The sequence below is a fragment of the Streptomyces sp. MBT53 genome (genome assembly GCF_016654115.1).
Classification (GTDB): domain Bacteria; phylum Actinomycetota; class Actinomycetes; order Streptomycetales; family Streptomycetaceae; genus Streptomyces.
The window spans coordinates 16,926-42,981 of the sequence record NZ_JAEQAZ010000040.1; the positions used below are offsets into that span (position 1 = coordinate 16,926).

The 26,056-nt window shown below is 68.8% G+C and carries 17 protein-coding genes and 2 pseudogenes; 15 read left to right on the forward strand and 4 right to left on the reverse strand.

Features of this window, described 5'->3' with window-relative positions; genetic code table 11:
• Positions 1-9: 9 nt before the first annotated feature.
• The 3 genes and pseudogenes from JHN45_RS16975 (at position 10) to JHN45_RS16985 (ending at position 5,457) form a co-directional block, all read left to right on the forward strand.
• Entirely contained in the window at positions 10-2,139 is a 2,130-nt protein-coding gene (locus JHN45_RS16975) for an MMPL family transporter (RefSeq protein ID WP_201049583.1), read from the forward strand.
• Between the two features lie 409 nt (positions 2,140-2,548).
• Complete coding sequence (locus JHN45_RS16980; RefSeq protein WP_201049584.1) at positions 2,549-3,982, forward strand: IS4 family transposase; 1,434 nt, start codon at positions 2,549-2,551, stop codon at positions 3,980-3,982.
• A gap of 102 nt (positions 3,983-4,084) precedes the next feature.
• Positions 4,085-5,457 (forward strand): annotated as a pseudogene (locus JHN45_RS16985) (IS1380 family transposase).
• 155 nt (positions 5,458-5,612) lie between these two features.
• Here the strand turns inward: JHN45_RS16985 and JHN45_RS52990 are convergent.
• A pseudogene (locus tag JHN45_RS52990) lies at positions 5,613-5,961 on the reverse strand (isochorismatase family protein); the annotation flags it as partial.
• A 417-nt stretch (positions 5,962-6,378) separates the two neighbouring features.
• Complete coding sequence (locus tag JHN45_RS16995; protein ID WP_201049585.1) at positions 6,379-7,140, reverse strand: FadR/GntR family transcriptional regulator; 762 nt, start codon at positions 7,138-7,140, stop codon at positions 6,379-6,381.
• Positions 7,141-7,443: 303 nt separating this feature from the next.
• Here JHN45_RS16995 and JHN45_RS17000 point away from each other — a divergent pair, with 303 nt between their 5' ends.
• The 12 genes from JHN45_RS17000 (at position 7,444) to JHN45_RS17055 (ending at position 21,782) form a co-directional block, all read left to right on the forward strand.
• The gene (locus JHN45_RS17000; protein ID WP_201049586.1) at positions 7,444-8,817 is read left to right on the forward strand and encodes an ABC transporter substrate-binding protein; all 1,374 of its coding nucleotides are present in this window, start codon (positions 7,444-7,446) and stop codon (positions 8,815-8,817) included.
• Entirely contained in the window at positions 8,814-9,728 is a 915-nt protein-coding gene (locus JHN45_RS17005) for a carbohydrate ABC transporter permease (RefSeq protein WP_201049587.1), read from the forward strand. The genes JHN45_RS17000 and JHN45_RS17005 overlap by 4 nt, the downstream gene beginning before the upstream one ends.
• A 109-nt stretch (positions 9,729-9,837) precedes the next feature.
• The gene (locus tag JHN45_RS17010; RefSeq protein ID WP_201049588.1) at positions 9,838-10,692 is read left to right on the forward strand and encodes a carbohydrate ABC transporter permease; all 855 of its coding nucleotides are present in this window, start codon (positions 9,838-9,840) and stop codon (positions 10,690-10,692) included.
• 8 nt (positions 10,693-10,700) lie between these two features.
• Positions 10,701-12,692, forward strand: coding sequence for a hypothetical protein (locus JHN45_RS17015; protein ID WP_201049589.1), 1,992 nt, complete (start codon positions 10,701-10,703; stop codon positions 12,690-12,692).
• Positions 12,689-13,036, forward strand: coding sequence for an L-rhamnose mutarotase (locus tag JHN45_RS17020; protein WP_201049590.1), 348 nt, complete (start codon positions 12,689-12,691; stop codon positions 13,034-13,036). The genes JHN45_RS17015 and JHN45_RS17020 overlap by 4 nt, the downstream gene beginning before the upstream one ends.
• A gap of 41 nt (positions 13,037-13,077) precedes the next feature.
• Complete coding sequence (locus tag JHN45_RS17025) at positions 13,078-13,983, forward strand: amidohydrolase (protein WP_201049591.1); 906 nt, start codon at positions 13,078-13,080, stop codon at positions 13,981-13,983.
• A 102-nt stretch (positions 13,984-14,085) separates the two neighbouring features.
• Complete coding sequence (locus tag JHN45_RS17030; protein WP_201049592.1) at positions 14,086-15,129, forward strand: zinc-binding dehydrogenase; 1,044 nt, start codon at positions 14,086-14,088, stop codon at positions 15,127-15,129.
• Entirely contained in the window at positions 15,126-15,887 is a 762-nt protein-coding gene (locus tag JHN45_RS17035; protein WP_201049593.1) for an SDR family oxidoreductase, read from the forward strand. The genes JHN45_RS17030 and JHN45_RS17035 overlap by 4 nt, the downstream gene beginning before the upstream one ends.
• Positions 15,884-16,522 (forward strand): bifunctional 4-hydroxy-2-oxoglutarate aldolase/2-dehydro-3-deoxy-phosphogluconate aldolase, encoded by a 639-nt coding sequence (locus JHN45_RS17040; RefSeq protein WP_201049594.1) that lies wholly within the window; start codon positions 15,884-15,886, stop codon positions 16,520-16,522. The genes JHN45_RS17035 and JHN45_RS17040 overlap by 4 nt, the downstream gene beginning before the upstream one ends.
• Complete coding sequence (locus JHN45_RS17045; protein WP_201049595.1) at positions 16,519-17,556, forward strand: sugar kinase; 1,038 nt, start codon at positions 16,519-16,521, stop codon at positions 17,554-17,556. The genes JHN45_RS17040 and JHN45_RS17045 overlap by 4 nt, the downstream gene beginning before the upstream one ends.
• A gap of 22 nt (positions 17,557-17,578) precedes the next feature.
• Complete coding sequence (locus tag JHN45_RS17050; RefSeq protein ID WP_236583758.1) at positions 17,579-18,589, forward strand: aldo/keto reductase; 1,011 nt, start codon at positions 17,579-17,581, stop codon at positions 18,587-18,589.
• Positions 18,590-18,641: 52 nt separating this feature from the next.
• Positions 18,642-21,782 carry an RICIN domain-containing protein gene (locus JHN45_RS17055; protein ID WP_201049597.1) on the forward strand — a complete coding sequence of 1,047 codons (3,141 nt, stop codon included), beginning with the start codon at positions 18,642-18,644 and terminating at the stop codon, positions 21,780-21,782.
• A gap of 627 nt (positions 21,783-22,409) precedes the next feature.
• Here JHN45_RS17055 and JHN45_RS52995 read toward each other — a convergent pair.
• Both JHN45_RS52995 and JHN45_RS17065 read right to left on the reverse strand, forming a co-directional pair.
• Positions 22,410-22,997, reverse strand: coding sequence for a hypothetical protein (locus JHN45_RS52995; protein WP_236583759.1), 588 nt, complete (start codon positions 22,995-22,997; stop codon positions 22,410-22,412).
• 188 nt (positions 22,998-23,185) lie between these two features.
• Positions 23,186-25,879, reverse strand: coding sequence for an RICIN domain-containing protein (locus JHN45_RS17065; RefSeq protein ID WP_201049598.1), 2,694 nt, complete (start codon positions 25,877-25,879; stop codon positions 23,186-23,188).
• Positions 25,880-26,056 lie beyond the last annotated feature (177 nt).

The window sequence follows — 26,056 nt, forward strand, 5'->3', positions numbered from 1 at the left end:
GAGCAACTCGTGTCCACATGCGCGCACTTCGTCCTGCGCCACCGCCGGTGGGTGATCGCGTTCTGGCTGGTCGTCCTGCTCGCAGGCGGCACCGCGGCCGGCCATCTCCCGTCCCGGCTCTCGTCGGACTTCTCCCTCCCCGGCCAGGAGGGCTCCGAGACTCAGTCCCAACTGGCCCGCAGCTACGGCATATCCGCCGACCTCGGTTACCTGCCGGTCCTCACCGCGCCCGCCGGACGCCCGATCGACCGCGCGGACGTCACCGCCGTGGCCAACCGCATCCGTACGATCCCCGGCATCCGCGTCCTCGACTACGGAACCACCGGAGACCCGGCCTTCCTGACCGAGGGCGGACAGAGCACCTTCCTTCTGGTCTACGGTCCCCAACCGACGGGTTTCACCGACCCGTTGGCAGTGACGGTCGACCGTACGGTCAAGACGGCCGCACGGCAACACGGCCTGACCGCCGCTGTCACCGGCTACAACCAGCTCGCGGCCGGCAGTACCAGCGGTGACGACGGCGGTCTCAGCGTGCTGGGCGAGACCCTCATCGGCGCGCTCGGCGCTCTACTCGTCCTCGCCTTCGTGTTCGCGTCGTTCCTCGCCCTGCTGCCGCTCGTGGTCGCGGGCGTGTCGATCCTGGCGACGTTCCTGGTCGTGCTCGGTCTGACGACCTTCACCGATGTGTCCTTCGTCGTGCAGTTCCTGATCGCGCTGGTCGGGCTGGGCGTGGCGATCGACTACTCGTTGCTGCTGGTCTCCCGCTGGCGCGAGGAGCGCGCCCGCGGCCGATCGAACGACGAGGCCGTGATCACCGCGGTGACGACCGCCGGGCACGCGGTGCTCGCCTCCGGGATCACCGTCGCGATCAGCCTCGTCGCGCTCGTCACGGTCGACGTGCCGCTGATCCGCAGCATGGGCTTCGGCGGCATGGTGATCCCCGTGATCAGCACGCTGGTCGTCCTCACCCTGCTCCCCGTCCTGTTGAGCCTGGCCGGCCCCCGGATCGACCGGCCCAGGATCCGTAAGGAGGCGCGGGTCTCCCGGGCCTGGGCGGCCTGGGCGCGCGGGGTCGTCCGGTACCGCTGGGCCGCCGCCGCAACAGCCTTGGGCGCGCTCGCGCTGGCCATCGTCCCGGTGTTCGGCCTGCAGATCGGCCAGGCCGGCTCCGCCTCCCTCGCCCACAGCGGCGTCGCCCACGACACCCTGGCCGCGCTCGACGCCGGCGGGGTGGGCAGCGGGGTGCTGACGCCCATGCCGTTGCTCGTCCGGTCGGGTCCGCAGGCGTCCGCCGTGGCGGCTGTCGCGCGGCGCGTACCCGGCGTGCGGATGGCGGTCGTGGCCCCGCCCGGACGCGACGGCGTCACCGAGGTGGTCGTCGTACCCACCCACGAGACGGTGGACAACTCCAGCGTGGCGGTGGTGAGTTCGGTCCGCGAGGCGACGAGAAACCTGCCCGGCTACATCGGTGTGACCGGCCGGGGCGCCGTCGTCCTCGACTACCAACGGGCGGTCTTCGACGACTTCCCCTACGTCCTGGGCCTGATCGCGCTGGTCACCTACGTTCTGCTGGTCCGCACCTTCCGCTCCCTGCTGCTGCCCCTGAAGGCGGTGCTGCTGAACCTGGTCAGCGTGGCCGCCGTGTTCGGGATGATCACCTGGTTCTGGCAGGACGGACACGGCTCCAACGCGGTCTTCGGGATCGCGGCGACCGGTGCCCTGACGTTCTGGCTGCCGGTCCTGATCTTCGCATTCCTGTTCGGACTGTCCATGGACTACGAGGTGTTCATCCTGGCCCGGATGCGCGAGGAGTACGACCGCACCGGCTCGACCGCGTACGCCGTGGAGCACGGCCTGGGCCGCACGGGCAGGCTGGTCACGTCGGCCGCCCTGATCCTGTTCTTCGCCTTCGCCGCGCTCGCCTCCGCGCCGGGCACCGACATCAGGGTCCTCGCCACTGCGCTCGGCGCCGGCATCCTGCTGGACGCCACCGTCGTCCGGGCCCTGCTGGTGCCCGCGACGGTCTCACTGCTCGGCAAGTACAACTGGTGGCTTCCCGCCGGGCTCGCCCGACTGCTGCGCGTCGAGCCGTCACCGCTGACCCCCGACACTCGACTGCGCGACGCGAACCACTCCTGAACCCGCCCGAGCGCCACACCTGGCCGATCTCGTCCGCTCACACGGTCACCACGTAGGCGCCGTTGGCCTCGCGCTTTCACGAGGCGGGTGTCCCAGGCTTGATCAAATAAGCAGAGAGTGCTCCTGAACTGCAATGCCGGTGATTTAGCGCATCGGTGCAGGTGGGACGCCATGCCGGTCGCGGTTTTGGGTGGGTAGGAACCTGAGGTGCATGAGGGGATTCGCCCCGATCTGGTGATGCGCCAGATGATCTCGGGACACGGCAACGGGGCTCCCGGTAGGACAGAAGATCGACCAAGATCCGACTGTCTGCAAGGGAGCCCCGTTGGGCGCTCAGTCTGCCATCGCTGCTGCTTCAATCGTCATGTCGACGTCCCGTCCAGTGCCCCCTCAAAGCTCCCGAAGGCGGTTGGAGCCGCAGTTCGGCGACCGGATCCGGCTCGGCGTACTCACCGAGGAGATCACCCCCGAAATGGTCGACGACGTACTGGAGTTGACCGGAAGGGCCGAGCGCCGCCGCAGGCTCCTGCCGGCCCGCGCAGTGGTCTACTTCGTCCTGGCTCTGTGCCTGTTCAGCAGCTCCGACAGCACCGGGCCGCCGGGATACCGGGTGGTCCTGCGGACCCTGACCGAGAAACTGCGGCACCTGCCGGGCGGCCTCGTCCAGCGCCTGCCCACCAGTTCGGCCCTCACCAGAGCCCGCCAGCGCCTGGGCGACAAGCCCTTCCAGGCGCCCTTCGAACGCCGGTGCGGCGCCCAGGCGACACCCGCGACCCCAGGAGCGTTCGCCTTCGGCCTGCGGCTGGTCGCCTGGGACGGCACCGCACTGGACGTACCGGACACCTCCGAGAACGCCGCCGCGTTCGGGTTCACCGGCCGCGACGGCACCAACAAAAGCGGAAACCCACAGGTCAGAATGATGGCCCTGCTCGAGTGCGGCACCCACGCCATCATCGACGCAGCCTTCGACTCGATCGCCGGATTCAGCGAGCACAAGCTCGCCCGCCGCCTGCTCGCCTCTCTGCGGTCCGGCATGCTGCTGTTGGCCGACCGCAACTTCGCCGGCCATGAACTGTGGGGCCTGGTCGAGGCGACCGGCTGCCACCTCGCCTGGCGGATCAAGAAGAACCTCGTCCTGCCACCACTGTGGGTGCTGCCCGACGGCTCGTACGTGTCCGTCATGCCCACCCCCGCCGAGGGCCAGCGCCTGGGCGACGCCCGCTTCCACGGCCGCACCACGACAGGGCTGCCGCAAGGACACCTCGTACGCATCATCGACTACACCGTCACCGTCCGGTCCCAGGACGTGCCGCCCCATGCCGAGAAGTTCCGCCTGGCGACCAGCCTGCTCGACCACCGACAGGCGCCCGCACGGCAGTTGGCCGAGCTCTACCACCAGCGCTGGGAGATCGAGAACGGCTTCGCCGAACTCAAAAACCGGCTGCGAGGCGCCGGCTTCATCCTGCGCTCCAAGACCCCCGAGCTCATCTGCCAGGAGATCTACGCACTCCTCACCGTCTACCAGGCACTGTCCGCGCTTAAAGTCCACGCAGCCGAACAGGGCGAGGTCGATCCCGACCGGATCTCCTTCACCACGACGGTGCAGCTCGCCCGGCTCACGACCGCCGGACAGACGGCAGCGACCCCGCAGGCCCTGCGCGCTGCCCGACTCGAAGTCGTCCAGGAACTCCTCAACGACCTCCTGCCTTCACGCCGCGACCGCCGTTGCCAACGACTGAAGAAACCACCGAGGAACACCTTCGAAGCCAAACGCCGGGACGAGCCCCGCCCTCCCAGCCGCGTCAGCTACTCACTCAACGTCACCCGGAACCCAACACACTAGCCTCAACTGCGAAAACACCCTAAATCACCGGCATTGTCCTGAACTGCAACGATGGGACTTGTCCAGGGTCCTGCGAGCGGCACGGAAAGAAGCACTCTCCAGGTGAAGAAGCGCATCGGGTCGTACCCGCGTGTGCGCATCGACGGCGGCGGCCGAACGGTGGTCTCGCGGGCCGGGGGCGTGCTGCTGGTCGAGACCGTCCGCAAGGCCGGCTTGGACACCGCGATATCAGTGGCACTGACGCCGTGGCGGAAGACCCGGGCGGTGCACGATCCGGGCAAGATCCTGCTGGATGTGGCGCTGGCGGCCGCGCTGGGCGGGGACTGCCTCGCGGATGTCGCCATGCTGTGGGCCGAGCCGGCCGTGTTCGGGCCGGTAGTTTCCGGCCCGACGGTCTCCCGCCTCGCCGACACCCTTGCAGTCTCCGGCGAGACGCCCCTGCGGGCCCTCCGTGCCGCGCGGGCTGAAGTCCGCGAACGTGTCTGGCGGTTGGCCGACCGCAAAGCGCCTGATGCCGGCGGAACGGTGACCGTCGACCTCGACGGGGTGCTGGTGATCGCGTACTCGGACAAGGAGGACGCCGCACCCACGTGGAAGCGAACCTACGGCCACCACCCGCTGATGGGGTGTGTCGACCACGGACCGGGCGGCACCGGTGAACCGGTCGCGGCTCTGCTCAGAGCAGGCAACGCAGGCTCGAACACGGCCGCCGACCACATCGCCGCCGCCCGACCGGCCGTGGCCCAGCCGCCGAAGGAGTACCGGCGCGGACGCCGGACGTTGATACGCACCGACTCCGCGGGCGGCACGCACGACTTCGTCGCCTGGCTCACTCAGCGGGGACGGTGGCTGTCCTACTCGGTGGCCATGATGGTCACCGAGGCGATCCACCAGCATGTGCTGAAGGTTCCGGCATCGGGACGGCGGCCGTCGAGGCGGACGGCGACATACGCGACGGCGCCTGGGCCGCCGAACTCACCGGCGACGCCCTGGACGGCCGGCCCAAGGGCATGCGGCTGATCGTCAGGCAGGAACGGCCGCACCCCGGAGCCCAGTCGCGGCTCACGGATGCGCACGCCATGCGGCCGACCTGCTTCGCCACCAACACCTTGGGCCGGCCCATCGCCGAACTCGAACTGCGTCACCGGCTGCGGGCGCGGGTCGAGGACCGCATCCGCGCCACCTGGGCCACCGGCCTGCGCAACGTGCCCCTGCACCGCACGGCCCAGAACCTGATCTGGCTGGAGATCGTGCAGTTCGCTCTCGATCTGCTGGCCTGGATGCCGATGCTCGCCCTGGCCGGCGAGGCCAGGCTCTGGGAGCCCCGCCGACCACGGCTCCGCTTGTTCACCGCGCCCGGACAGCTCGTGACCGCCGGCCGCCGACGGATCCTCCGCCTGGCTGGACACTGACCCTGGACCAGTTACCTCACCGCAGCCCTCGACCGGGTCACCCACCTGCCCGATCCTGGCTGACCAGCGGATTTCCCGTTCCTTCGACAGCACCTCAACACCCGGAGCAGTGGAATCCGGCGCCATCCCGAGACGGCACTCGGGTCTTCGGGATCGCGTCCCATGGGGTGGTGCGGCCGGGCACGGTCCCGGAACGCGCGGGTGTCTGCCCGGGGCGTGCACTGCTCGGTGCGGATGCCGCAGGCGGTGAGTTCGTGGATGCCGCGCCCGGTGAGGAGTTGCTGGAGGTTGGTGCTGGTGAAGGCGGTGTGCGAGGTCTTGTGGATCAGCGGTTCCGTGTCCCGGTGCTCCAGCCCCTCCATGAGCCGGACACGGCCGAGGGCGGGTCGAAGACGTCGCCGCTGCCGGGCGCCGTATGCAAGACCCACACCACGAGGTCCCGGCCCGGCGCAAGAGGCGGACCAGTCGGTCCATCTGGTCGGCGATCTCCGGGTTGGAGACGGTCTGCCACAGCGGGCGGACGCGGGAGGATTCCTGGACGTCGATGACGACCAGTGCTCGGGTCATGCCCCCAGCCCGACTGGCACACCCGGAGTGGCGACAGGCCTCATCAAGTCATGAACGGACCGATCCGGTCACGGCGGGAGTGACCGGGACATGTCGTGCGACGCAGGCCGTCGGGAGGCCGAAGCCGGCCTGTTCGTCGTCAACGACCACGGGCTGAACGTCAGAACGGGCACCTGGTGGTCCTGGCCGCCTGGCCGCCTGGCCGCTGTCGTACCTGGATCAGGTCATCGTGCCCGTTCGGGGTGACGTCGGCCACCGCTTCGAAGTGACGGCGGTGGTGCCGGCATCCGGCGACGCGGTGCCGGTGCACGACACCGGCCGCCGCTTGGGCAGGCTGCCCGCTCGGCGCCATCACGCCGATCCGAGCCCTGCCGCATGAGCCGGGAGTATGCCGCTCTGCGTGTCCTGGCAGGAGGATCAGCCGAACAGGCGCCGCTGGATCTCCCGCCGGTAGTCCTCCAGGGTCCGGTCCAGGTGTACGGCCGTGGCTTCGGCCGCTTCGTCGGGGTGGCCGTCACGGATGGCGCGGTAGATGGCTTCGTGCTCCTCGACCGCGGCCGGGGTGCCCTCGCCGAGGGTGCTGTGGATGCCGATGGCGCTGGACTGGCGCTGCAGCCGTCGGGCGTCGCGCACCGCGCTGCCGAGGAAGGTGTTGTGCGAGGCCGCGGCCACCGCCGCGTGGAAGTCGTCGTCGCCCTGGTTGAAGACCTCGACCTCACCATGGACGTACCCGTGCCGGCACTGCTGCATCGCGACCTCGATGGTACGCAGTTCGGCCGGCGTGGCGCGGGTGGCCGCGAGTCTGGCGGCGGCCATCTCCTGGACCCGGCGGAACTCGAACAGCATGAGGACGTGGTCCAGGTCCACAGGCCTGAAGAAGCCTCCCCAGCGACTGGTGATCAGCATGCCTTCGTCGTCCGAGACGAACAGCCCGCGTCCCTTGTGCGCCCGCACCCGGCCGAGCGCCGAGAGGATCTTCACGGCTTCCCGGACCACGGCCCGGCTGGTGTCCAGCCGCTGGGCCAGGTCGTTCTCCGTGGGCATCCGGTCGCCGGCTACCAGGCGCTCCTCGGCGATGAACTCGAGGATCCGCTCCGCCACGACCTCGTATCCGGGCCGGTAGTCGCGCCGCTCGTCCGCGCCGTTCACCACTGCTGGCACGGCGGGCGTGTCGTTCATGTGTCCTGCCTCCGGGTGACTGCGACGAAGGTGACCGATCTGGTGTGAAGCCGCACTCATCGTACCCCAGCCAAACATAAGTCGTACTCATTTTTTCCGAACTTGATCATGTGCTCCGCGTAATTTGCCCTCAATATGCCCATTTGCTCGGTTAGATGCGTCAATAGATCCACCTCATACACCCACAAGGCTCCGAGAAAAGCCGTACACACCCCTTGACGAACTCTCCAATATGGCGGCTAATTTCTTCCGCAGCGGCAATGACAGAGCCGTCAGCCTCACGCAAACCGAGTGGAGTCGCACATGTCCGTCTACAAGCCTTCGGTCACCCAGGAGCCAGGGACCAGCAGGAGACGAGCCGCGCTGCTGGCCGGCTGTGCCGCCACCGTGCTGCTCACCGTGACCGCCTGTGGCGGGGGCGGCGGGGGTGGCGGTTCGACCGGCACGACCAAGGACGGATTCGCCCAGGCCGCCCAGGACAAGGGGGCGTTGACCGTCTGGGTGGACGCGACCCGCATGGCCGCCGCGAAGCAGTACCAGGCGTCGCACCCGGACGTGAAACTGCACATCGTCAGCTACGACGGCGACGCCAACGGATCCAACTACCTCCAGACGAAGGTCCAGTTGTTCAACCGCACCGGCAAGGGCTGGCCGGACATCGTCTTCAGCTCCCAGAACAACGAGGCGAGCTGGGCCGTCCAGGCGGGCTTCGCGGCGCCGCTGAACAAGGGCCTGATCCCGGGCGCGACCCTCGGCGGGTTCGCCAAGGGCGCCAACGATGTCTGCACCGTCGACGGCACCCTCTACTGCCTGCGCAACGACCTCTCCCAGGCGGTGCTCTGGTACAACGCGCCGCTGCTGAAGAAGTTCGGCTACAAGGTGCCCACGACCTGGGAGGAGTACCAGACGCTCGGCGAGAAGGTCGCCAAGGAGCACCCCGGCTACCTCGTCGGCGACGCGGGTGACACCTTCACCCCCGAGATCTACCTGTGGGCGAGCAAGTGCGGCGCCAACCACATCACCGGTCCCAAGGCCGTCTCGGTCAACACCACCAGCGAGGCCTGCACCAAGATGGCCAAGCTGATGGACGTACTCATCAAGAACAAGTCGATGTCGACCAGCGGCGTCTTCAGCACCGACTTCGGCAAGAACAAGGCCAGCAAGGTCCTGCTCATGCCCGGCCCGGCCTGGTACGGCGGCGCGGTCTTCGAGGGCACCTTCAAGACCCCGGCCAAGCAGATCGCGGTGGCGCCCATCCCGCAGTGGCAGGGAGACACCTCACCCTCCACCGGCAACGTCGGCGGCGGCACCTGGCTGCTGTCCAAGCACTCCGCCCACATCAAGGCGGCCACCGACTTCCTGAAGTGGGTCACCACCGACAACGCCTACCAGGGCGAGAAGGCCCCCGGCTTCCCGGCGTACGCGCCGGCCGCCGACAACTGGCTCAAGGCGCAGTCCGCCTCCGGGTACTTCGCCGGGGACCTCACCGCCCTCAAGGACGCCGCCCCGCAGGTGTGGTCGGACTGGGGCTCGGGCCAGTTCAGCCAGGAGGCGATCTGGGCGGCCACCGTCAAGCCCGGCCTGACCCAGGGCAAGACCATCGAGTCGCTGCTGTCCGCCTGGCAGGACTCGATCGTCAAGTACGCCCAGGCCGACGGATACAAGGTCTCCCAGTGACCCTCACGCACTCCTCGGCCGGCTCTGGCCGGGGGCGCCCTCGCGGCACCTCCCGGCAGAGCCGGGCTGGCGTGGCATTCGTCGCCGGCTATGTACTCCTGCTGATCGCCTTCGGCGTCCTTCCGACCTGTTACGCGATCTACTTCGCGTTCACCAACGCCTCAGGCTCCTTCACCGGCATCTCCAACTTCGTCACCACCGCACAGGACTTCCGCTTCGCCGACTCCCTGAGTCACGTGGCCCTCTATCTGGTCTTCTGGCTGCTGTCGCTCGTGATGTTCGTGGTGGTCCTGGCCCTGCTCCTGCACCGTTTGTCCTCCGGGCCGCTCAGCCAGACGCTGCGCTTCCTCTACTACATCCCCGGGGCCCTGGCCGGTGCCGCGAGCGTCCTGGTGTGGCTGTTCATGCTCGACCCGACGGTCAGTCCGGTCAGCTCCCTGCTGGAGACGCTGGGCTTCCACACCTTCGGCGAGGTCATCGCCCCCGGCAACCTCGCGCTGCTGTTCACGATCATCGCGTTCTGGACCGGCGCGGGCGGCTGGATCGTCGTCATGTACGGGGCCCTGAACAACATCCCCAAGGACATCATGGAAGCCGCCCGCATCGACGGCGCGAACGGCTGGCAGACCGCCTGGCGGGTCCAGATCCCCATGCTCCGCAAGTGGATCGTGTACATGGTGATCCTGGCCTTCGCGGGCGGCGCGCAGCTCTTCGTCGAGCCGCAACTGCTCTCCCTCGCCAGCAACGGCGTGGCCGGCCGCGACTACTCGCTCAACCAGCTGACGTACGACTTCGCCTTCCAGATGAACAACATCAACGGCGCCGCCGCGGTCTCGGTGGAACTCCTGGTCGTCAGTGTGTCGGTCGCCGGTGTCTTCGTCGCACGATCGGGGTTCTTCGATGCCGACTGACACACGACCCACTCCCCCTGCCAACGCCCCACGCACGGAACGGGATCGGAGTGTCGTGATCCGTACCCGGCACGGACAACCACGGCAGCGCCGACGGACACCTCAGCACATGACTTCCCGGCTGCTGGCGGGCACCGTACTCACCGTGTTCGTGGTGTTCTTCGTGCTGCCGGTCCTGTGGCTGCTGCTCGCGGCGACCAAGACCGACCAGCAACTGGTCCACGACAACCCGTTGTCCTTCGGATCCTGGCACGCGCTGTCGACCAACTGGCACGCGCTGACCGCCTTCCAGGACGACGCCATCCTGCAGTGGCTGCGCAACTCCGCCCTCTACGCCGCCATCTCGCTGGTCATCACCCTCTGCCTGGCCATTCCGGCCGGATACGCCCTGGCGATGACCGAGTTCCGCGGCCGGCGCGCGCTGCTGATCGCGACCCTGGTCGTGATGCTGATGCCGAACGCCACGCTGGTGGTACCGCTGTTCCTGGAGATCAACGCGGTGCACCTGATCGGCACCATGTGGTCGATCATCCTGCCGTACTCGTTCTACCCATTCGGCGTGTACCTGACGTACATCTACTTCACCACCGCCGTGCCCAAGGACCTCCTGGCCGCGGCGCGGATGGACGGCTGCTCCGAGTTCGGTGTGTTCCGCCATGTGGCTCTGCCGCTGGCGACGCCCGTCATCGCGCTGGTCGGGTTCTTCAGCTTCGTCGCCAACTGGACGAACTACTTCCTGCCGTACGTGATGCTCCCCGAGAGCAACCAGATGCCGATCCAGGTGGGCGTCGGCAGTCTCCTCAGCAATGTGCCCTCGTTCAACCCGACCGTCGGCGACCTCGCGATCCAACGCCCGCAACTGGCACTGGCGACGCTGGTCGCCATCACCCCCGTCCTCGTCGTGTTCCTGTTCGCCCAGCGCTTCCTGGTCAGCGGAATGCTCGCCGGCGCCACCAAGGAGTAACCGCTCTCATGCCCTTCAGCCCCCACCCCGACGCCTCCGGCGACTCGATACCCGATGCCCAGGCCACGGTCCCCTTGCTCGAAGCCCCCGGCTGGGCCGTCGCACAGCGCGCCCTGTTCGACCTGCTCGACCACTCCTGGCGCCACTTCGAGGACGCCTTCACCGGCCCCGACGGACGACTGAACTACAACAACCAACTGACCACCCGCGACGGCGTGGACGACTTCTACGAGGTCTTCTTCAACTGGCCCCAGCTCTACCTCCTCGGTGGCGCCGACGACCTCCTGCCCGCCAGCGAGAAGCACTGGGAGGGCGTCACCCGGCAGCTGACCGAACTGAACATGCTGCACGACGAGTACGAACGCGGCTACGACTGGTTCCACCAGGGCGAGAGCCTGCTCCTGCTCTACTTCCTGTGCATGGCCGCCCCCGACCGCTGGCGTGAGCGCGCCCTGCGCTTCGCCGAGCTGTACGTCGACCCCGCCAAGGGCAACTACGACCCCGAACACCGCATCATCACCCGCCCCCACAACGGCAGCGACCCCGACCGCACCGGCCTCTTCGACGGCGACGTCTACCCATGGCTGCTCAAGGAGGCCGACACCTACGGCTACCCGCTCGAATGGCTCCCCGAGGCCCAGGACGGCCCGTACCCGCTCTCGGCGGACCCGCGCCTCGGCGACCAGATGCGCGACCGTACGGGCGTCGGCGACACCGCGCTCAACCTCGCCGCGGCCGGACTGGTCCTCAACGCCTGGATCCTGACCGGCGAGGAACGCTACCGCGACTGGATCGTCGGGTACGTGGGCGCCTGGCGCGAGCGCACCCAGGAGCACGGCGGCCTGATCCCGGACAACGTCGGCCCGGACGGAGTCGTCGGCAGCCTCCTGGAAGGCCGCTGGTACGGCGGCCACTACGGCTGGTCCTGGCCGCACGGCTGGCACAGCCTCGGGCACGCGGCCTGCGTGGCGGCGCTCGCGGCGGCAACGGTCACCGGGGACGACGACTACCTCTCCATGGTCGCGACCTCGCTCGACACCCTCATCGACCACGCCAAGGTCATGCCCCACACGGAGGCCGACTCCAGCCTGCCCTCCAAGTGGGCCGTCGAACTCGGTACGGACCGTGACACGCCCACGCTCCATCTGCCGTTCCGGCACAACGACTCGGGCTGGTTCGACTACAACCCGGCCACACCCCCCGTGCCGGTGGCCCTGTGGCACCACACCTTCTCCGAGTCCGACCGCGCCCGCCTGGAGCGGCTGCGCGAGGCCGACGGCATCGACTGGCGTACCGTGCGGCCCTTCCGCGCGAAGGAGGAGTCCGGGCACGAGAAGGCGTGGTTCGCCTTCCTCGCCGGCGACGACCCCGACTACCCCGAGCGCATCCTCGCCACCGCCCAGGCCCAGATCAGGCACCGACTGCGGCGTATCGACCGCTACCGCGACCTGGATGTCCCCGAGGCTGACATCCACGTCTGGCAGCAGTGCAACCCGGTGGCCACCGAGGCCCTGGTACAGCTGACCTGGGGCGGCCCGCAGGTGGTGTATCAGGGCGGTCTGCAACAGGCGCGGCTTCGCTACCACGACGCCGACGCCCGCCGCGCGGGGCTGCCCGCCGATGTCGCCGCCCTCGTCACCTCCATCGACCCCGACGCCACCACCGTCGAACTGGTCAACCTCTCCCCCGGCACCGACCACACGGTCATCGTCCAGGCCGGCGCGTTCGCCGAGCACACCATCACCGGCGTCCGCCACACGACCTGCACGGACGACAGCTGGATCGGCGACATGTACGACTACGGCCACACCGAGCCAGTCGTCACCGAGGCCGAGGTCCCGTGCGACGGCCCATACCTGACGGTCCGTCTGCCCGCCTCCACCCGTATCCGGCTCACCCTGCGGCTCGGGCTGCGCACCCGCACTCCCAGTTACCGGACCCCGTTCGACACCGTGGCCGAGCAGGCCCACTCCACCGACATGTCAGGGGAATCGGCGTGAAGCGCATCGCCCAGACCATCAGACTCCGCCCCGAACACCGCGAGGAGTACCTCCGGCTCCACTCCGCCGTGTGGCCGGGCGTCGAAGCCGCCCTCTACCGGGCGAACATCCGCAACTACAGCATCTACCTCCACGGTGACGTGCTGTTCGCCTACATGGAGTACCACGGCGAGGACTTCGAGAGGGACATGGCATCCATCGAGGCCGACCCCGAGACCCAGCACTGGTGGAAGCTCACCGACCCGTGCCAGGAACCCTTCCCCGACCGGGGCGAAGGCCGCCAGTGGAGCGAACTCCCCGAAATCTGGCACCTGAGTCCGCCCGGCGAAGACACCACCGGCTGACGACCCGCCCCGCACCAGCCCGACCCGACTTGGATCACTCCGTGAACACATCCGTGCTCGTCGACGCCCACCACCACCTGTGGGACCTCGCCCAACGCCCGCAACCCTGGCTCGACGACCCCGACGCGGCATCGATCCGCCGCACCTTCAGCCCGGACGACCTGCGCTCCACCGCCACCCACCCCATCTCGGGCCGGCGGCTGGGCGGCTCGGTGGTCGTCCAGTGCGTCGCGGAGGTCGCCGAGACCGAGGATCTGCTCGCGCTCGCCGATCGGGAGTCGCTGATCCAGGCCGTGGTCGGCTGGGCCGACCTGACGTCACCGGCCATCGGTGACGTACTCGACCAGTTGCAAACCGGTCCGGGCGGCGGGTACCTGCGCTCCTTGCGCCACCTCGTCCAGAGCGAGACGGACCCGAACTGGCTCCAACGCCCCGACGTGGAACGCGGATTGCGGGCGACCCGGGACCGCGGACTGCGCTACGACGTGCTCGTGCGCGCCCACCAGCTCCACCAGGCGATCCGGCTCGCGGAACACTTCCCCGACCTGCCTCAGGTGCTCGACCACGCGGGCAAGCCGGACCTCGCCCGACAGGACATCGCGGACTGGGAACGCGGGATCCGACAGCTGGCCACACACCCGCACGTGGTCTGCAAGGTCTCCGGGCTGATCACCGAGGCCGACCACACCCACTGGACCACCGCCGACATCCGCCCTGCCTGGGACGTGCTGTTTTCCGCCTTCGGCCCCGAGCGGCTGATGTTCGGCTCCGACTGGCCGGTCGCCAACCTGGCGGGGGGCTGGAACCGGTGGGCCGCCACCGTGGCCGAGCTGCTCACCGGCTGGAGCGAGAGCGACATCGACGCGCTCCTGGCCGGTACCGCCACCGCGTTCTACGGCCTTGCGCCCGTCGCCGCAAAGGGAGACGCCACGGCCCGGACGAGCTGAACACGCCCACCGAACATCGCGCCGAACCCGCGCAGCACACATCACCACGGATGCCGAGCCCCTGGCATCCGCCCCCGGTCTGCGCCGAAGGGAACCTGCCCCGTGACACTCGCAACCCGTTATCTGTCCGCCCGCATCCTCGACACCGCACCGGTCCTCAGCACACCGCCGGGCCCCGGCGAGGTGGAGCTGGCCCCTGCCTACGTCGGTATCTGCGGCACCGACCTGCACATCTTCCACGGCGACATGGACGCCCGGGTCACCGTGCCCGCCGTCCTCGGCCACGAGATGTCGGGCCGTGTCGTCCGAGTGGGCCCCGACGTCGAGGACTGGGCACCCGGTGACGCGGTCACCGTCATGCCCCTGCGCTGGGACGACACCTGCCCGGCCTGCCGCGCGGGTCACCAGCACATCTGCCAGCACCTGGACTTCATCGGCATCGACTCCCCCGGCGCCATGCAGCAGCGCTGGACCGTGCCCGCCTCCACGCTCATACGGCTGCCCGACACCCTCCCGCTGCACCGGGCCGCACTCGTCGAGCCCACCGCGGTCGCGGTGCACGACGTCGGCCGGGCGGGAGTGCGCGACGGCGAGCGGGTCGTCGTGGTCGGCGGCGGACCCGTCGGCATCCTCATCGCGCTGGTGGCCCGGGCCGCCGGGGCGGACGTCCGGGTGGTGGAGCTGAGCGCCCACCGGCGGCTGCTCGCCGAGGAGTTGGGGCTGACCGTGTGGGACCCGGCCGCAGCGGACCCGGCCGAGCTGGTCCGGGAGTGGACCGGCGACGCGGGAGCGGATGTCGCCTTCGAGGTGTCCGGCGCCGCGGGCGGCGTGGACACCGCGGTCGACGTGCTCGGCGTGCGCGGCCGACTGTGCCTGGTCGCGATCCACCCCCGCCCCCGCGAAGTGAACCTGCACCGCTTCTTCTGGCGCGAACTCACCCTCGTCGGAGCCCGGTTGTACGACCGCTCCGACTTCGAGAAGGCCGTGGCGCTGGTGGCCGACGGCATCATTCCCGCCGACCGGCTGATCAGCAAGGTCGTCCCGCTCGGGCAGGCACCGGCCGCCTTCGAGGCGCTGGAGGGCGGCGGAGACGTGATGAAGATTTTGGTGGACTGCACCGACGAGGCCCAGGAGGCCGCCGTATGAACGCCTTCGACCTCACCGGACGGCTCGCCGTCGTCACCGGCGCCCGGCGCGGGATCGGCCGGGCCATGGCCCGCGCGCTCGCCGAAGCCGGTGCGGACGTCATCGGGGTGAGCGCCACACTGGAGCAGTCCGGCAGCGCGGTGGAGAAGGACGTCACCGGCGCGGGGCGCAGCTTCGAGGCGATCCGCGCCGACTTCGCCGACCCCGAGGCCGTCCGGGCCCTCGGCGTCGACCTCGCGGGCCGGGAGCGGCCGGTGGACATCCTGGTCAACAACGCGGGCACCATCCGCCGCGCCCCCGCCTCCGAACACACCGATGCGGACTGGGATCTGGTTCTCCAGGTGAATCTGAGTGCCCAGTTCGCGCTGGCCCGGGCGGTCGGTGCGTCGATGGTGGCGCGGGGCCGGGGGAAGGTCGTCTTCACCGCTTCCCTCCTCAGCTTCCAGGGTGGCGTCACCGTCCCCGGCTACACCGCGGCCAAGCATGGCGTCGCCGGTCTCACCAAGGCGCTGGCGAACGAGTGGGCGCCGCACGGCGTCAACGTCAACGCCATCGCGCCGGGCTACATCGCCACCGACAACACGCAGGCGCTGCAGGACGATCCGGTGCGCAGCAAGGCGATCCTGGACCGGATCCCGGCCGCCCGCTGGGGCAGCGCGGACGACCTGGCGGGCGCCACGGTCTTCCTCGCATCGGACGCCGCCGCCTACGTCCACGGCACCGTCCTCCCGGTCGACGGCGGATGGCTGGGACGATGACCACCGACCTCACCGACCTCACCGACCTCACCGACCTCCTCGCCGAGGCGCGGATCGTGCCGGTTCTGACCGTGCCGGATCCCGTCACGGCCGCTCCGCTGGCCCGTGCCCTGGCCGCGGGCGGTGCGCGCTGCGCGGAGGTCACCTTCCGCACCCCCGACGCCGAGCAGGTCGTGAAGGCGATGGCCGCCCAGGGCGATCTGGTCGTCGGCGCCGGTACGGTGCTGACCGCCGAGCGGGCCGTGGCGGCCGGGGCACGCTTCGTCGTCTCTCCCGGACTGGACCACGAAGTCATCGCCAGGTGCCGGGAGTTGGGCGTCACCGTGCTCCCCGGCGTGGCCACCGCGACCGAGGTGATGAGCGCCCTGCGGGCCGGCCTCGACACGGTCAAGCTGTTCCCCGCCGAGCCGCTCGGCGGTACGGCGATGCTCCGGGCGCTCGCGGCGCCCTTCCCCGGGGTGCGGTTCATGCCCACCGGCGGGATCGCCGCCGCCGCCCTGCCCGGCTACCTCGCCGAACCCGCGGTGCTGGCCGTCGGCGGAAGCTGGATGGCCACCCCCGCCCTCCTCGCGAGCGGCGACTACGCGGAGATCCGCCGGCTGACCGCCGAGGCAGTGGAGAGGACTGCACTGTGACCGACGTGATCGCCCTGGGCGAGGTGATGCTGCGTTTCGACCCGGGCGAGGGCCGCATCCGCACCTCCCGCAGCTTCCAGGTGTGGGAGGGCGGCGGCGAGTACAACGTCGTACGCGGGCTGCGCCGCTGCTTCGGAGTGCGCACCGCCGTGGTCACCGCCCTGGCGGACAACGCGGTCGGACGCCTCGTCGAGGACCTGATCCTCCAGGGCGGCGTCGACGCCTCGATGATCTGCTGGAGGTCCGACGACGGCGTCGGCCGCACCACCCGCAACGGTCTCAACTTCGTCGAGCGGGGCTTCGGCATCCGCGGCGCCCTCGGTGTCAGCGACCGCGCCCACACCGCCGTCTCACAGCTGCGCAAGGGCGACGTCGACTGGGACACCGTGTTCTCGGCCGGGGCGCGCTGGTTCCACACCGGCGGCATCTTCGCCGGCCTGTCGGACACCACGGTCGACGTGGCCGACGAGGCGATGGCCGCCGCGCGCCGGCACGGCCTCACGGTCTCCTACGACCCCAACTACCGGCCCAGCCTGTGGGCCGACCGGGGCGGACCGGAGCGGGCCCGGGAGACCGACCTGCGGCTGGCCCGGCACGCCGACGTCGTCGTGGGCGCCCTGGGCCTGGCGGGCGAGCATCCGGGCGCCGTGCGGCTCTCGGCCGACGAGGTGCCGGACGCCCTAGCCGCCATGGCCGAGCTGCTGCCCGGCGCCAAGGTACTCGCGACGACCCTGCGCGAGGTGCCCTCGGCGGGCGTCAACGACTGGACCTCGGCAGCCTGGTCCGCCGACACCGGCTGCGTCACCGGCCCCGTCATGCCGGGGCTGCACGTCCTGGACCGCATCGGCTCAGGCGACGGCTTCGCCGCGGGACTCGTCTACGGCCTGCTCGCCGGCCACTCCCTGCAACGCGCCCTCGCCTACGGCACCGCGCACGGCGCCCTGGTGATGACGACTCCCGGCGATGTCTCCATGGCCACCCTCACCGAGGTCGAAGCTCTCATCACAGGCGCCACGGCCCACGTCCGTCGCTGAACCACCCTCTCAGGAGCACCTCTTGCACCGCCGGAAGATCCCTCACACCCCCGTCGAGGTCACCGAACTGGGCTTCGGCGCCTCCGTGATCGGCAACCTCTACCGGGTGACCGACGCCCATGTCGCCTCGGCCGCCCTCGACGCCGCCTGGGACGCGGGCATCCGCTACTACGACACCGCTCCCCACTACGGCCTCGGCCTCTCCGAACACCGGCTCGGCGCCGCCCTGCGCGACCGGCCCCGCGAGCAGTACGTCATCTCCTCCAAGGTCGGCCGCCTCCTCGTCCCCAACGACCACCCACAGGGCATCGACGCCGAAGGTTTCATCGTTCGCGACGACCTGCGCCGCCACTGGGACTTCAGCCGCGACGGCATCCTGCGCTCCCTCGAAGACACGCTGCAGCGCACCGGCCTCGACCACCTCGACATCGTCTACCTCCACGACCCCGACGACCACTGGCAACAAGCCGCCGACCAAGCCATGCCCGCCCTCGCCGAACTGCGCGACCAAGGCGTCATCGGAGCCATCGGCGCCGGCATGAACCAGTCCGCCCTGCTCACCCGCTTCCTACGCGAAACCCCCGCCGACCTGGTCATGCTCGCCGGCCGCTACACCCTCCTCGACCAGTCCGCCCTGGACGACGTCCTGCCCGCCGCGCAGGAACACGGCAAGGCCGTCGTCGCCGTCGGCGTCTTCAACTCCGGCCTCCTCTCCCAGGACCGGCCCGCCGAAGGCATGAAATACGACTACCAAGCCGCCCCGCCCGCACTCGTCGACCGCGCCCGGGCCATCGCCGACGTCTGCGAACGCCATGGCACCACCCTGCCCGCCGCCGCCATCGCCTTCCCCCGCACGCACCCCGCCATCGTCAACGTCACCCTCGGCATGCGCACTGCGGAGCAGGTCAGCCGCAACGCCGAACTGCACGTCCGGCGCGTCCCCGACGGGCTCTGGGACGAACTGCGCGCGCAGGGCCTCATCAGGGCCGACGTGCCCACCGCGAACGAGGAGCGGCACCCCCGCCGTTCCTGACCGGCACGGCGGCACCACAGCCGTCGTCCGAACACACCGTCTGGAGCCGCTCATGTTCACGTTCCCGAATGCCCGCGCCCCGAAGAGGGGCAGACACCCAGCCGCCCGCGGTCTGCGCTTCCTCCCGGCAGCGCTCACGATGGCGCTCTCGGCCACCGTGCTGGCCTCCCTCACCACGTCGACACCCGCCTCGGCCGCGACCCAGGCCACCTACTACGTCGCCCCCAACGGTGACGACTCCGACGCCGGCACGATCACGGCACCGTTCAAGACCCTGCAGCACGCCCGGGATGTCGTGCGCACGGTCAACAGCAGCATGACCGGGGACATCAACGTCTACCTCCGGGGCGGCACCTACCCGGTGAGCAGCACCATCGACTTCGCCTCGGCCGACTCCGGCACGAACGGGCACCGCGTCGTCTATGCCGCCTACCCGGGCGAGAAGCCGGTTCTGGACGCAGGCGTTCAGGTGTCCGGCTGGACTCAGGACAGCGGGAACATCTGGAAGGCCACTCTCAACCGCGACAACAAGCTCCGCGCGCTGTACGTCAACGGCAAGCGCGCTCAGATGGCGTCGAAGACGATCAACTCGGCCGGATGCTACGGGACCTACAGCGTCACGGCAGGCCAGGCTCCCTGGGCCTGGGAGTCGGGTTCGCAGTGCGACGGGTCCAAGTACAGCCTCTCCGACCTGCCGGCCATCGCCTCCAACCAGGACGACGTCGAGATCAAGTCGACGAGCACCTGGAACACGGCCATCGTCGGAGTCCGCGCGATCACCACGAGTTCGGACGGCGCCAGCCGCGTGGCCCAGTTCCAGGAACCTGGCGCGGCCATGGCCCAGGGATCGGCGTACGCCGGCTTCGTCGCCGGCAACGGCAGCCACACGATCATGAACGCGTTCGAGTTCCTGGACCGGCCGGGCGAGTTCTACTTCAACAAGAGCACCCACACGCTGTACTACTACAAGTCAGGCTCCGATGACATGACGACGGCGCAGGTCTTCGCGCCGAACAACCTCTCCACCCTCATCCACGTCGCCGGCACGTCCAGGACCGACCACGCGCGGAACATCACGTTCTCCGGGCTCACGATCGAGCACTCCGACTGGAACCTGGTCAATGTCGCGGGCTCCGTCTTCCGGCAGGGCCAGCAGGGCAACGCCAGCACGAACGTGTATGCCAAGCAGAACTTCCACGCGTACACCTACCGCAATGTCGACCTGCCGCCCGCGGCCGTGCAGATCGAGAACGCGGACGGGATCGTCCTGCAGGGCAACACGGTGCAGCACACTGGCGCCGACGGGATCACCCTGGCCAACGACGTGACGGACTCGCAGCTCACCGGCAACGTCACGAACGACATCGCCGGGTCCGCGATCACTGTGGGGCACCCCCAGCACGTGTACGTCGGGGACTACACCTCGACCAACCACGAGAAGTACCCGGTGGACGTCGAGGGTCTGTGCAAGAACATATCGATCACGGACAACTACCTCTACGACAGTGCGGTGCTGTTCGAGGGGTCCAGCCCGCTGTCGGCGTACTTCGTCGATTCCCTGTCCGTGCAGCACAACCGGATCGAGAAGTCCCCGTGGGCGGGCATCACCCTCGGCTGGGGCTGGTGGAACTTCGACGGTTCGACGAACTCCGTCAATCCCGGGAACCCGACCACCACGGCGAAGAACAACACCATCAAGTACAACGAGATCTTCGACACGATGCAGGTGCTCGGCGACTCCGGTCCCATCTACACGCTGGGCAGCCAGCCCGGTACGGAGATCAGCAACAACTACATCAGGGGCGTTCCGGCCGGTCACAAGTACGGCCTGCACCCCGATGAGGGCTCCGCCTTCATCAACGAACACGACAACGTGCTCGACGTCGACCGGGGCGTGTACTACGCCATCAACTCCGGCACCTGGGGCCGGCAGCACGACCTGACCCTCACCGACAACTACGGCACGGTCAACAAGATCGCCGGAAGGAACGTCCCGAACAGCACGATCACGGACGTGCGGGGCTACGGGGACGACGTGTGGCCGTCGCAGGCGTACAGCATCGCCCTCAACGCGGGTCTGGAGGATGCCTACAAGAACCTCGTCCCCCAGAGCAGAGTGGCTCTCCAGGACTACACCCTGCCCGCGAGCACATTCGCCGGCACGGGCGTGATGACCATCCCGGTGCGCAGCCCCAAGGACGCGACGAAGACGCTGTGGCTGGCTCCGGCCGGTACGACGACGTTCTCCGCCGGTCCCACGATGACCAGCGCGAGTGGCACCTCGACGAGCATCCGTGTCCCGCAGACGGCGGGTGACTACCGGCTCTACGTCGTGGACGCCCAGGGCAACGCGTCTCCCGCGTCGAAGGCCCTCGTGCGGCAGCGCTGGAGCCACGTCGACGACAAGGCCGCAGGCGTGACGTACTCCGGGACATGGTCGAACTGGAACGACACGAAGGACATGAACGGGTCCGAGAAGTTCACGAGCACCGCGGGCAACTACGCCGAATTCTCTTTCACCGGCACGGGCGTCCGATACCTCAGCATGACGCAGCCCAACATGGGCAAGCTGGACGTCTACATCGACGGCACCCTGACCCAGGCGGGCATCGACGCCTACGCCCCGACGGTGACGAAGCAGGTCCCACTGTTCGAGAAGACGAACCTGGCCGCGGGCCCGCACACGATCAGAGTGGTGTGCACCGGGACGAAGAACACCGCCGCCTCCAGCACCGTCTGCGCGGTGGACGCGTTCGCCTCCATCCAGTTCCCCACCGCGGGCGCCAACTACAAGCTGGTCAACAAGGGCAGCAACAAGGCGGTCGATGTGTCAGGCGGATCGCTGACCGCCGGAGCCGACGTCATCCAGTGGACCGACTCCGGAGCCGGGAACCAGAACTGGCGCTTCGTCCCGGTGGGTGACGGCAGCTACGAGATCGTCAGCCGCAACAGCGCGCTGCTCATGGACGTCAGCGGCGCTTCCACCGCGGACGGCGCGACCGTCATCCAGTCGGCCGACGCGAACGCCGCGAACCAGCACTGGACACCGGTCGCCACCGGAAACGGCTACTACAAGATCAAGAACGTGAACAGCGACAAGGTGCTCGACGTGTCCTCGGGAGGCACTCAGCTCGCCCAGAACACGGACACGAACGCCGACAGCCAGTTGTGGAAGGTCGTCGACGTCGGCTGATCCGCTCGGCAAGGGGGTGTGAGGGGCGGTGCCGGCCGAACGCGGACCGGCGCCGTCCCCGCCTACCTCCATCACCGCGCATTCAAGTCGAGCAGCGTCACCTCACATGTGATGACGCCCACCAGGGGACGGGACTTGTGGACATCACCAGACGACAACTCGGACGGCTCGCCCGGTCGGGACCGGGGCGCTCCTGCTGCCGGGTCTGCTGTCACCGGGCCCGGCGGAGGCAGCCGCACTGTCGGCCGGGAAGTGGGGCGACCAGGGCGACGGCACCTACGTCAACCCGGTTCTCCCTGGCGCTGGACAGGTTCTCGCCGCACAAGTACCCGAAATGTCCACGCCTGGGCTGCGGCCAACGACGTCGAGCCGGTCTTCCTGCCGACCTACGGATCCTGGCTTGCCTGGATCGAGTCCGAGTTCGCCGCCCTGCGCTCCTTTGCCCTCAACGGCACCGATCACCGCAGCCATGGCGGGCAGAACGCCGCCGTCAACAGCTACATGCGCCGACGCCGCCAACGGGCCGAACCGAAGACCGACTTCGCTCCAGATTCACCGATCCGCACTTGGGCCCACCACCCGACGAAGGCCGCATGAAGGCACCTCAGCGAGGCGACAACGCACGGATCACAAGACCCGGGGGATGCCCGGTTCACCGTCCGAGACGATCACCGAGCACGGATTTACGATCACTGGGCAAGTGTTCCACAGCTCCACCCCGGCAGTGATCAGCTCCAGTACCGCGCGTTGTTCGTCGGGAGTCCACGCGGCGGACTCGCCTCCGAACAGCTTCTCGTAGGCGCTGTTGTGCACAGCTCCCTGCAGGGGCAGCCGGTGGACCGCGTGGAGGCTGCGGGCCAGATCCTCGAAGAAGTTCCACGTCTCCAGCACCGCACCCGGCGGGACCTTCCGGCGCACAGGATCCTCCAGCCAGTGCTGGACACGGACAAGCTCCAGCGTGTTGGCCTCAGAGGTGGCCAGGCGCCGCCCGCGTCGACTCGCGTACACCCGCGCCTGCCGAACGGTCACGAACGCCGGCACTTGCCGGTGACCATCTTCTGTCGACGCATACACCTGATCGGGTTCGTCGCCCCGCCCACCGATCCACAGAACTACCGCGCTGCGGCCTCGCCCGCGCACCCGGTACGCATAGAGACTCCCACCTCCACGGCGGCGTCCGCTCGCAAACACATCTGCCATCTCGATCGTCGCCACCCCCACACACTGACACGACCTGCAAGATCCGTCGCGGCATTTCTCCGCAGGTCTGGCGGGATCGGAACTCCCAGAGAGGCCCGCTACCCGGCCGACGATTCGAGCAGAGCCACTAGCTCGCGGCGGCGGGGCCGGAAAGCCATGCCTTTCCGGCCCCGCCGTCTTCTGACCCTCGACGCGTCATCCGGTCACTGGATGGTCCACGCCTGGTTCGACTGGTTCAGCGCCATCCACTGGTCGATGGCGGCACCGTTGGCCGTCGAGCCGGCGCCGACCTCCAGGACCTGCTTGGTCTCGAAGTTGCGGATGACGTATCCGCCGCTGGTCGGCTCGAAGTACCAGAGCTGGTTGTTGCCGCCGTTGTAGGTGTACTGCTGCAGATTGGTCCCTCGGTAGTGAGTTGCGTTGTCGATGTCGAGGACCTTGCCGCTGTTCCTGTTGACGATCTTGTAGAGCTGGCCGCTGACCTGCACGATGTTCCACTGCTGGTTGGTGCCGCTGTTGGCCGGCCACTGCACGACGCTCGCGCCGTCGGCGGTGGAGGCCTGGTAGACGTCCGCCAGTTGGCCGCTGTTGACGTTCTTGATGGTGTAGTACGTCGACGGGTTGACGTTCGGTGTGCCGGTCGCGTCCTCCAGCGCACCGCCGGCCTGCTGCACGCTGAAGTCGGAGAAGAAGAAGTAGGCGCCGTCGGTCTTGGCGACCCGAACGTAACGGAACTTCTGGCGGACGTCGATGTTCCCCGTCAGCGTGGAGGCCATCGGCAGCGTAGTGGCTCCCTGGCGTCCCAGCACGGTGTAGGTGGCGAACGACGGGTCGTTCGAGGCGCGGATCTCGAAGTTGCTGCGCGTTTCGGGCTGGTCGATGTCCTGGCGCATCGTCAGGGAGTACTGGCCGAGCTGGTAGGGCCGGCCGAGGTCGACCTGCCACCAGGCCGAGGTGTCCGTCCCGGTCGGCGACCACCCGGTGGAGCTGTCGTTGTCGTTGCCCTTGGAGGCCGCCACGCCCGAGTTCAGGACCGTGGACGCGGTCGCCGGCTTGTTGTAGGCGAGGTTGAGCTTCACCGCCAGGGACTGGTACGCCGGCTCCAGCCCGGAGGCCTGCATCACCGAGGTGCCCGAGGTCGCGTTGCCGGACAGCGTCACATTGCTGCCGTTGGCGTTCTGGTTTATGAAACCGTCCGTGTGCGACAGCACGTTGTTGGACAGGGTCATGTTGTTGGAGCCCTCGTCCAGGTAGAGCCCCGCCACCGCGGACCCGCAGGCGGCCGGCCCCCGGACCACGTCGTGCACGTAGTTGCCGTTCATGACGGTGCCCGGGTCGTTGGAGAGGTGGTAGATGCCGGCGGTGTCGCACAGCCGGTTCAGCACGTTGCCGATCCGGTTGTAGCTGATGCTGTTGTTGCCCTCGGCGTTGGCCGCGGACTGCCACCCCCAGCCGAGCGAGAGGGCGGCCCACGGGGCGTCGCTGATGTCGTTGTGGTTGATGGTGGTGCTGTTGACGAAGCCCGCGTTGATGCCGGCGGTGCCCAGGTAGTCCTCGCCGATCCGGGTGATCAGGTTGTCGTTGACGGTGACGTTCTTGACGACCTCGCGGGCGTCCTCCCCCGCCGGGGACGTGGGCGGGTTGTAGATGGTGTGGTACTCGACCGTGGGGTCGGAGAACTTGCCCACCATGATGCCGTTGCCCGCGATGTCGTACACGACGTTGCCGGTCGCGCTGCTGTCGTGGACGCCGTGGTCCAGGTCGAGGGCGGTGGACCCCATCTGCGTGAAGGTGTTCCCGGTGAAGGAGACGCGGTCGGCGTCCGCGACGTGGACCCCGGCCGGCGGACGGTCGATGTACTGGTGGTTCGAGGAGTCGGCCGACAGGTTGTAGAGGCCGCCCTGGCCGTTGAGCAGACCGTTGTCGGTGGCTTCCATCCAGGTGGTCTGGGCGAAGGTGATGCCGGAGAAGCGCAGGTCGTGGACCGGGGCGTCGAGGCTGGTGCCCTTGACCTCCACGAGCGTCGGCAGTGTGGGTGCCTGCACGGTGGCGGTGGACATGTCCTCGCCGGAGCGCGGCTTGTAGTAGACCGTCTGCGCGGCCGTGTCGACGTAGAACTCGCCAGGTTCGTCGAGGAACTCGTGGGCGTTCTCGAAGTGCAGGGGGGAGCCGTTGGACAGGACGGGGAAGGGCCGCTGGAAGAGGATGCCGGCCTCGTGGTCCTGGATGGAGACGTTGGCGGTGCCGCCCGCGGTGGTGAACGACTTCAGCCGCAGGTAGTTCTCCGCCCACTGCAGCTCGAGGACCATCTCGGTCCGGCTGAGGTTGCTCCAGTTGGAGATCTGTGAACTGAGCACCTGCAGCAGCTTGTTGGCCTTGTCGCTGCCCTGGAGCTGGAAGTCCGAGCCCAGGTCGGGATACCGGGCGCGGGTGGCGCGCACTCCGTTGACGTACAGCTGACGGAAGTTGAGGCTGCCCACCGAAGCCTTGTACTCGCCGTTCGAGGCGGCGGTCCAGCCGGTGATCGACCGGCCGCCGCCGATCACGGGGGTCTCGCCGTTGTAGGCCTGGTAGACGACCGTGTGGCCGTTCGTACCGGAGTCGCTCGTGCCCAGCGTGATCGGACTGGACAGGTTGTAGGTGCCGCCGCGCAGGTTCACGACGATGTCGCTGGACATGTTCGTGTTCGACGCGCGGACGGCGGCCTGGGCCGCCTGGATTGTCTTGAAGGCGGCGGCGGTGCTGGTTCCGGAGTTGCTGTCGTTACCGCCGGTGGGGTCGACGTAGAAGTTCGTCGTGGCCGCTTGCGCCGACTGGACCGGCACCAGGGTTGCGAAGACTACGACTCCGGCCGCGAGTGCCTTGGCCAGTCCGGAGCCTATGTGTAGGGGTCTCATGCGGGTGTCCTCTCCGAGCAACACTGCTCATGAGTTGCATTTATCGGGGCAGCTCCTAGCCTGAGTCAAGATGATAGGCAGGCACATTTTCCACTGAGGTGACACCAACCCTTGCAACACACCAGGTAGTTGCGACTAACACTCCGATCAACCCGACGGAACCGCTAATATTTTCCA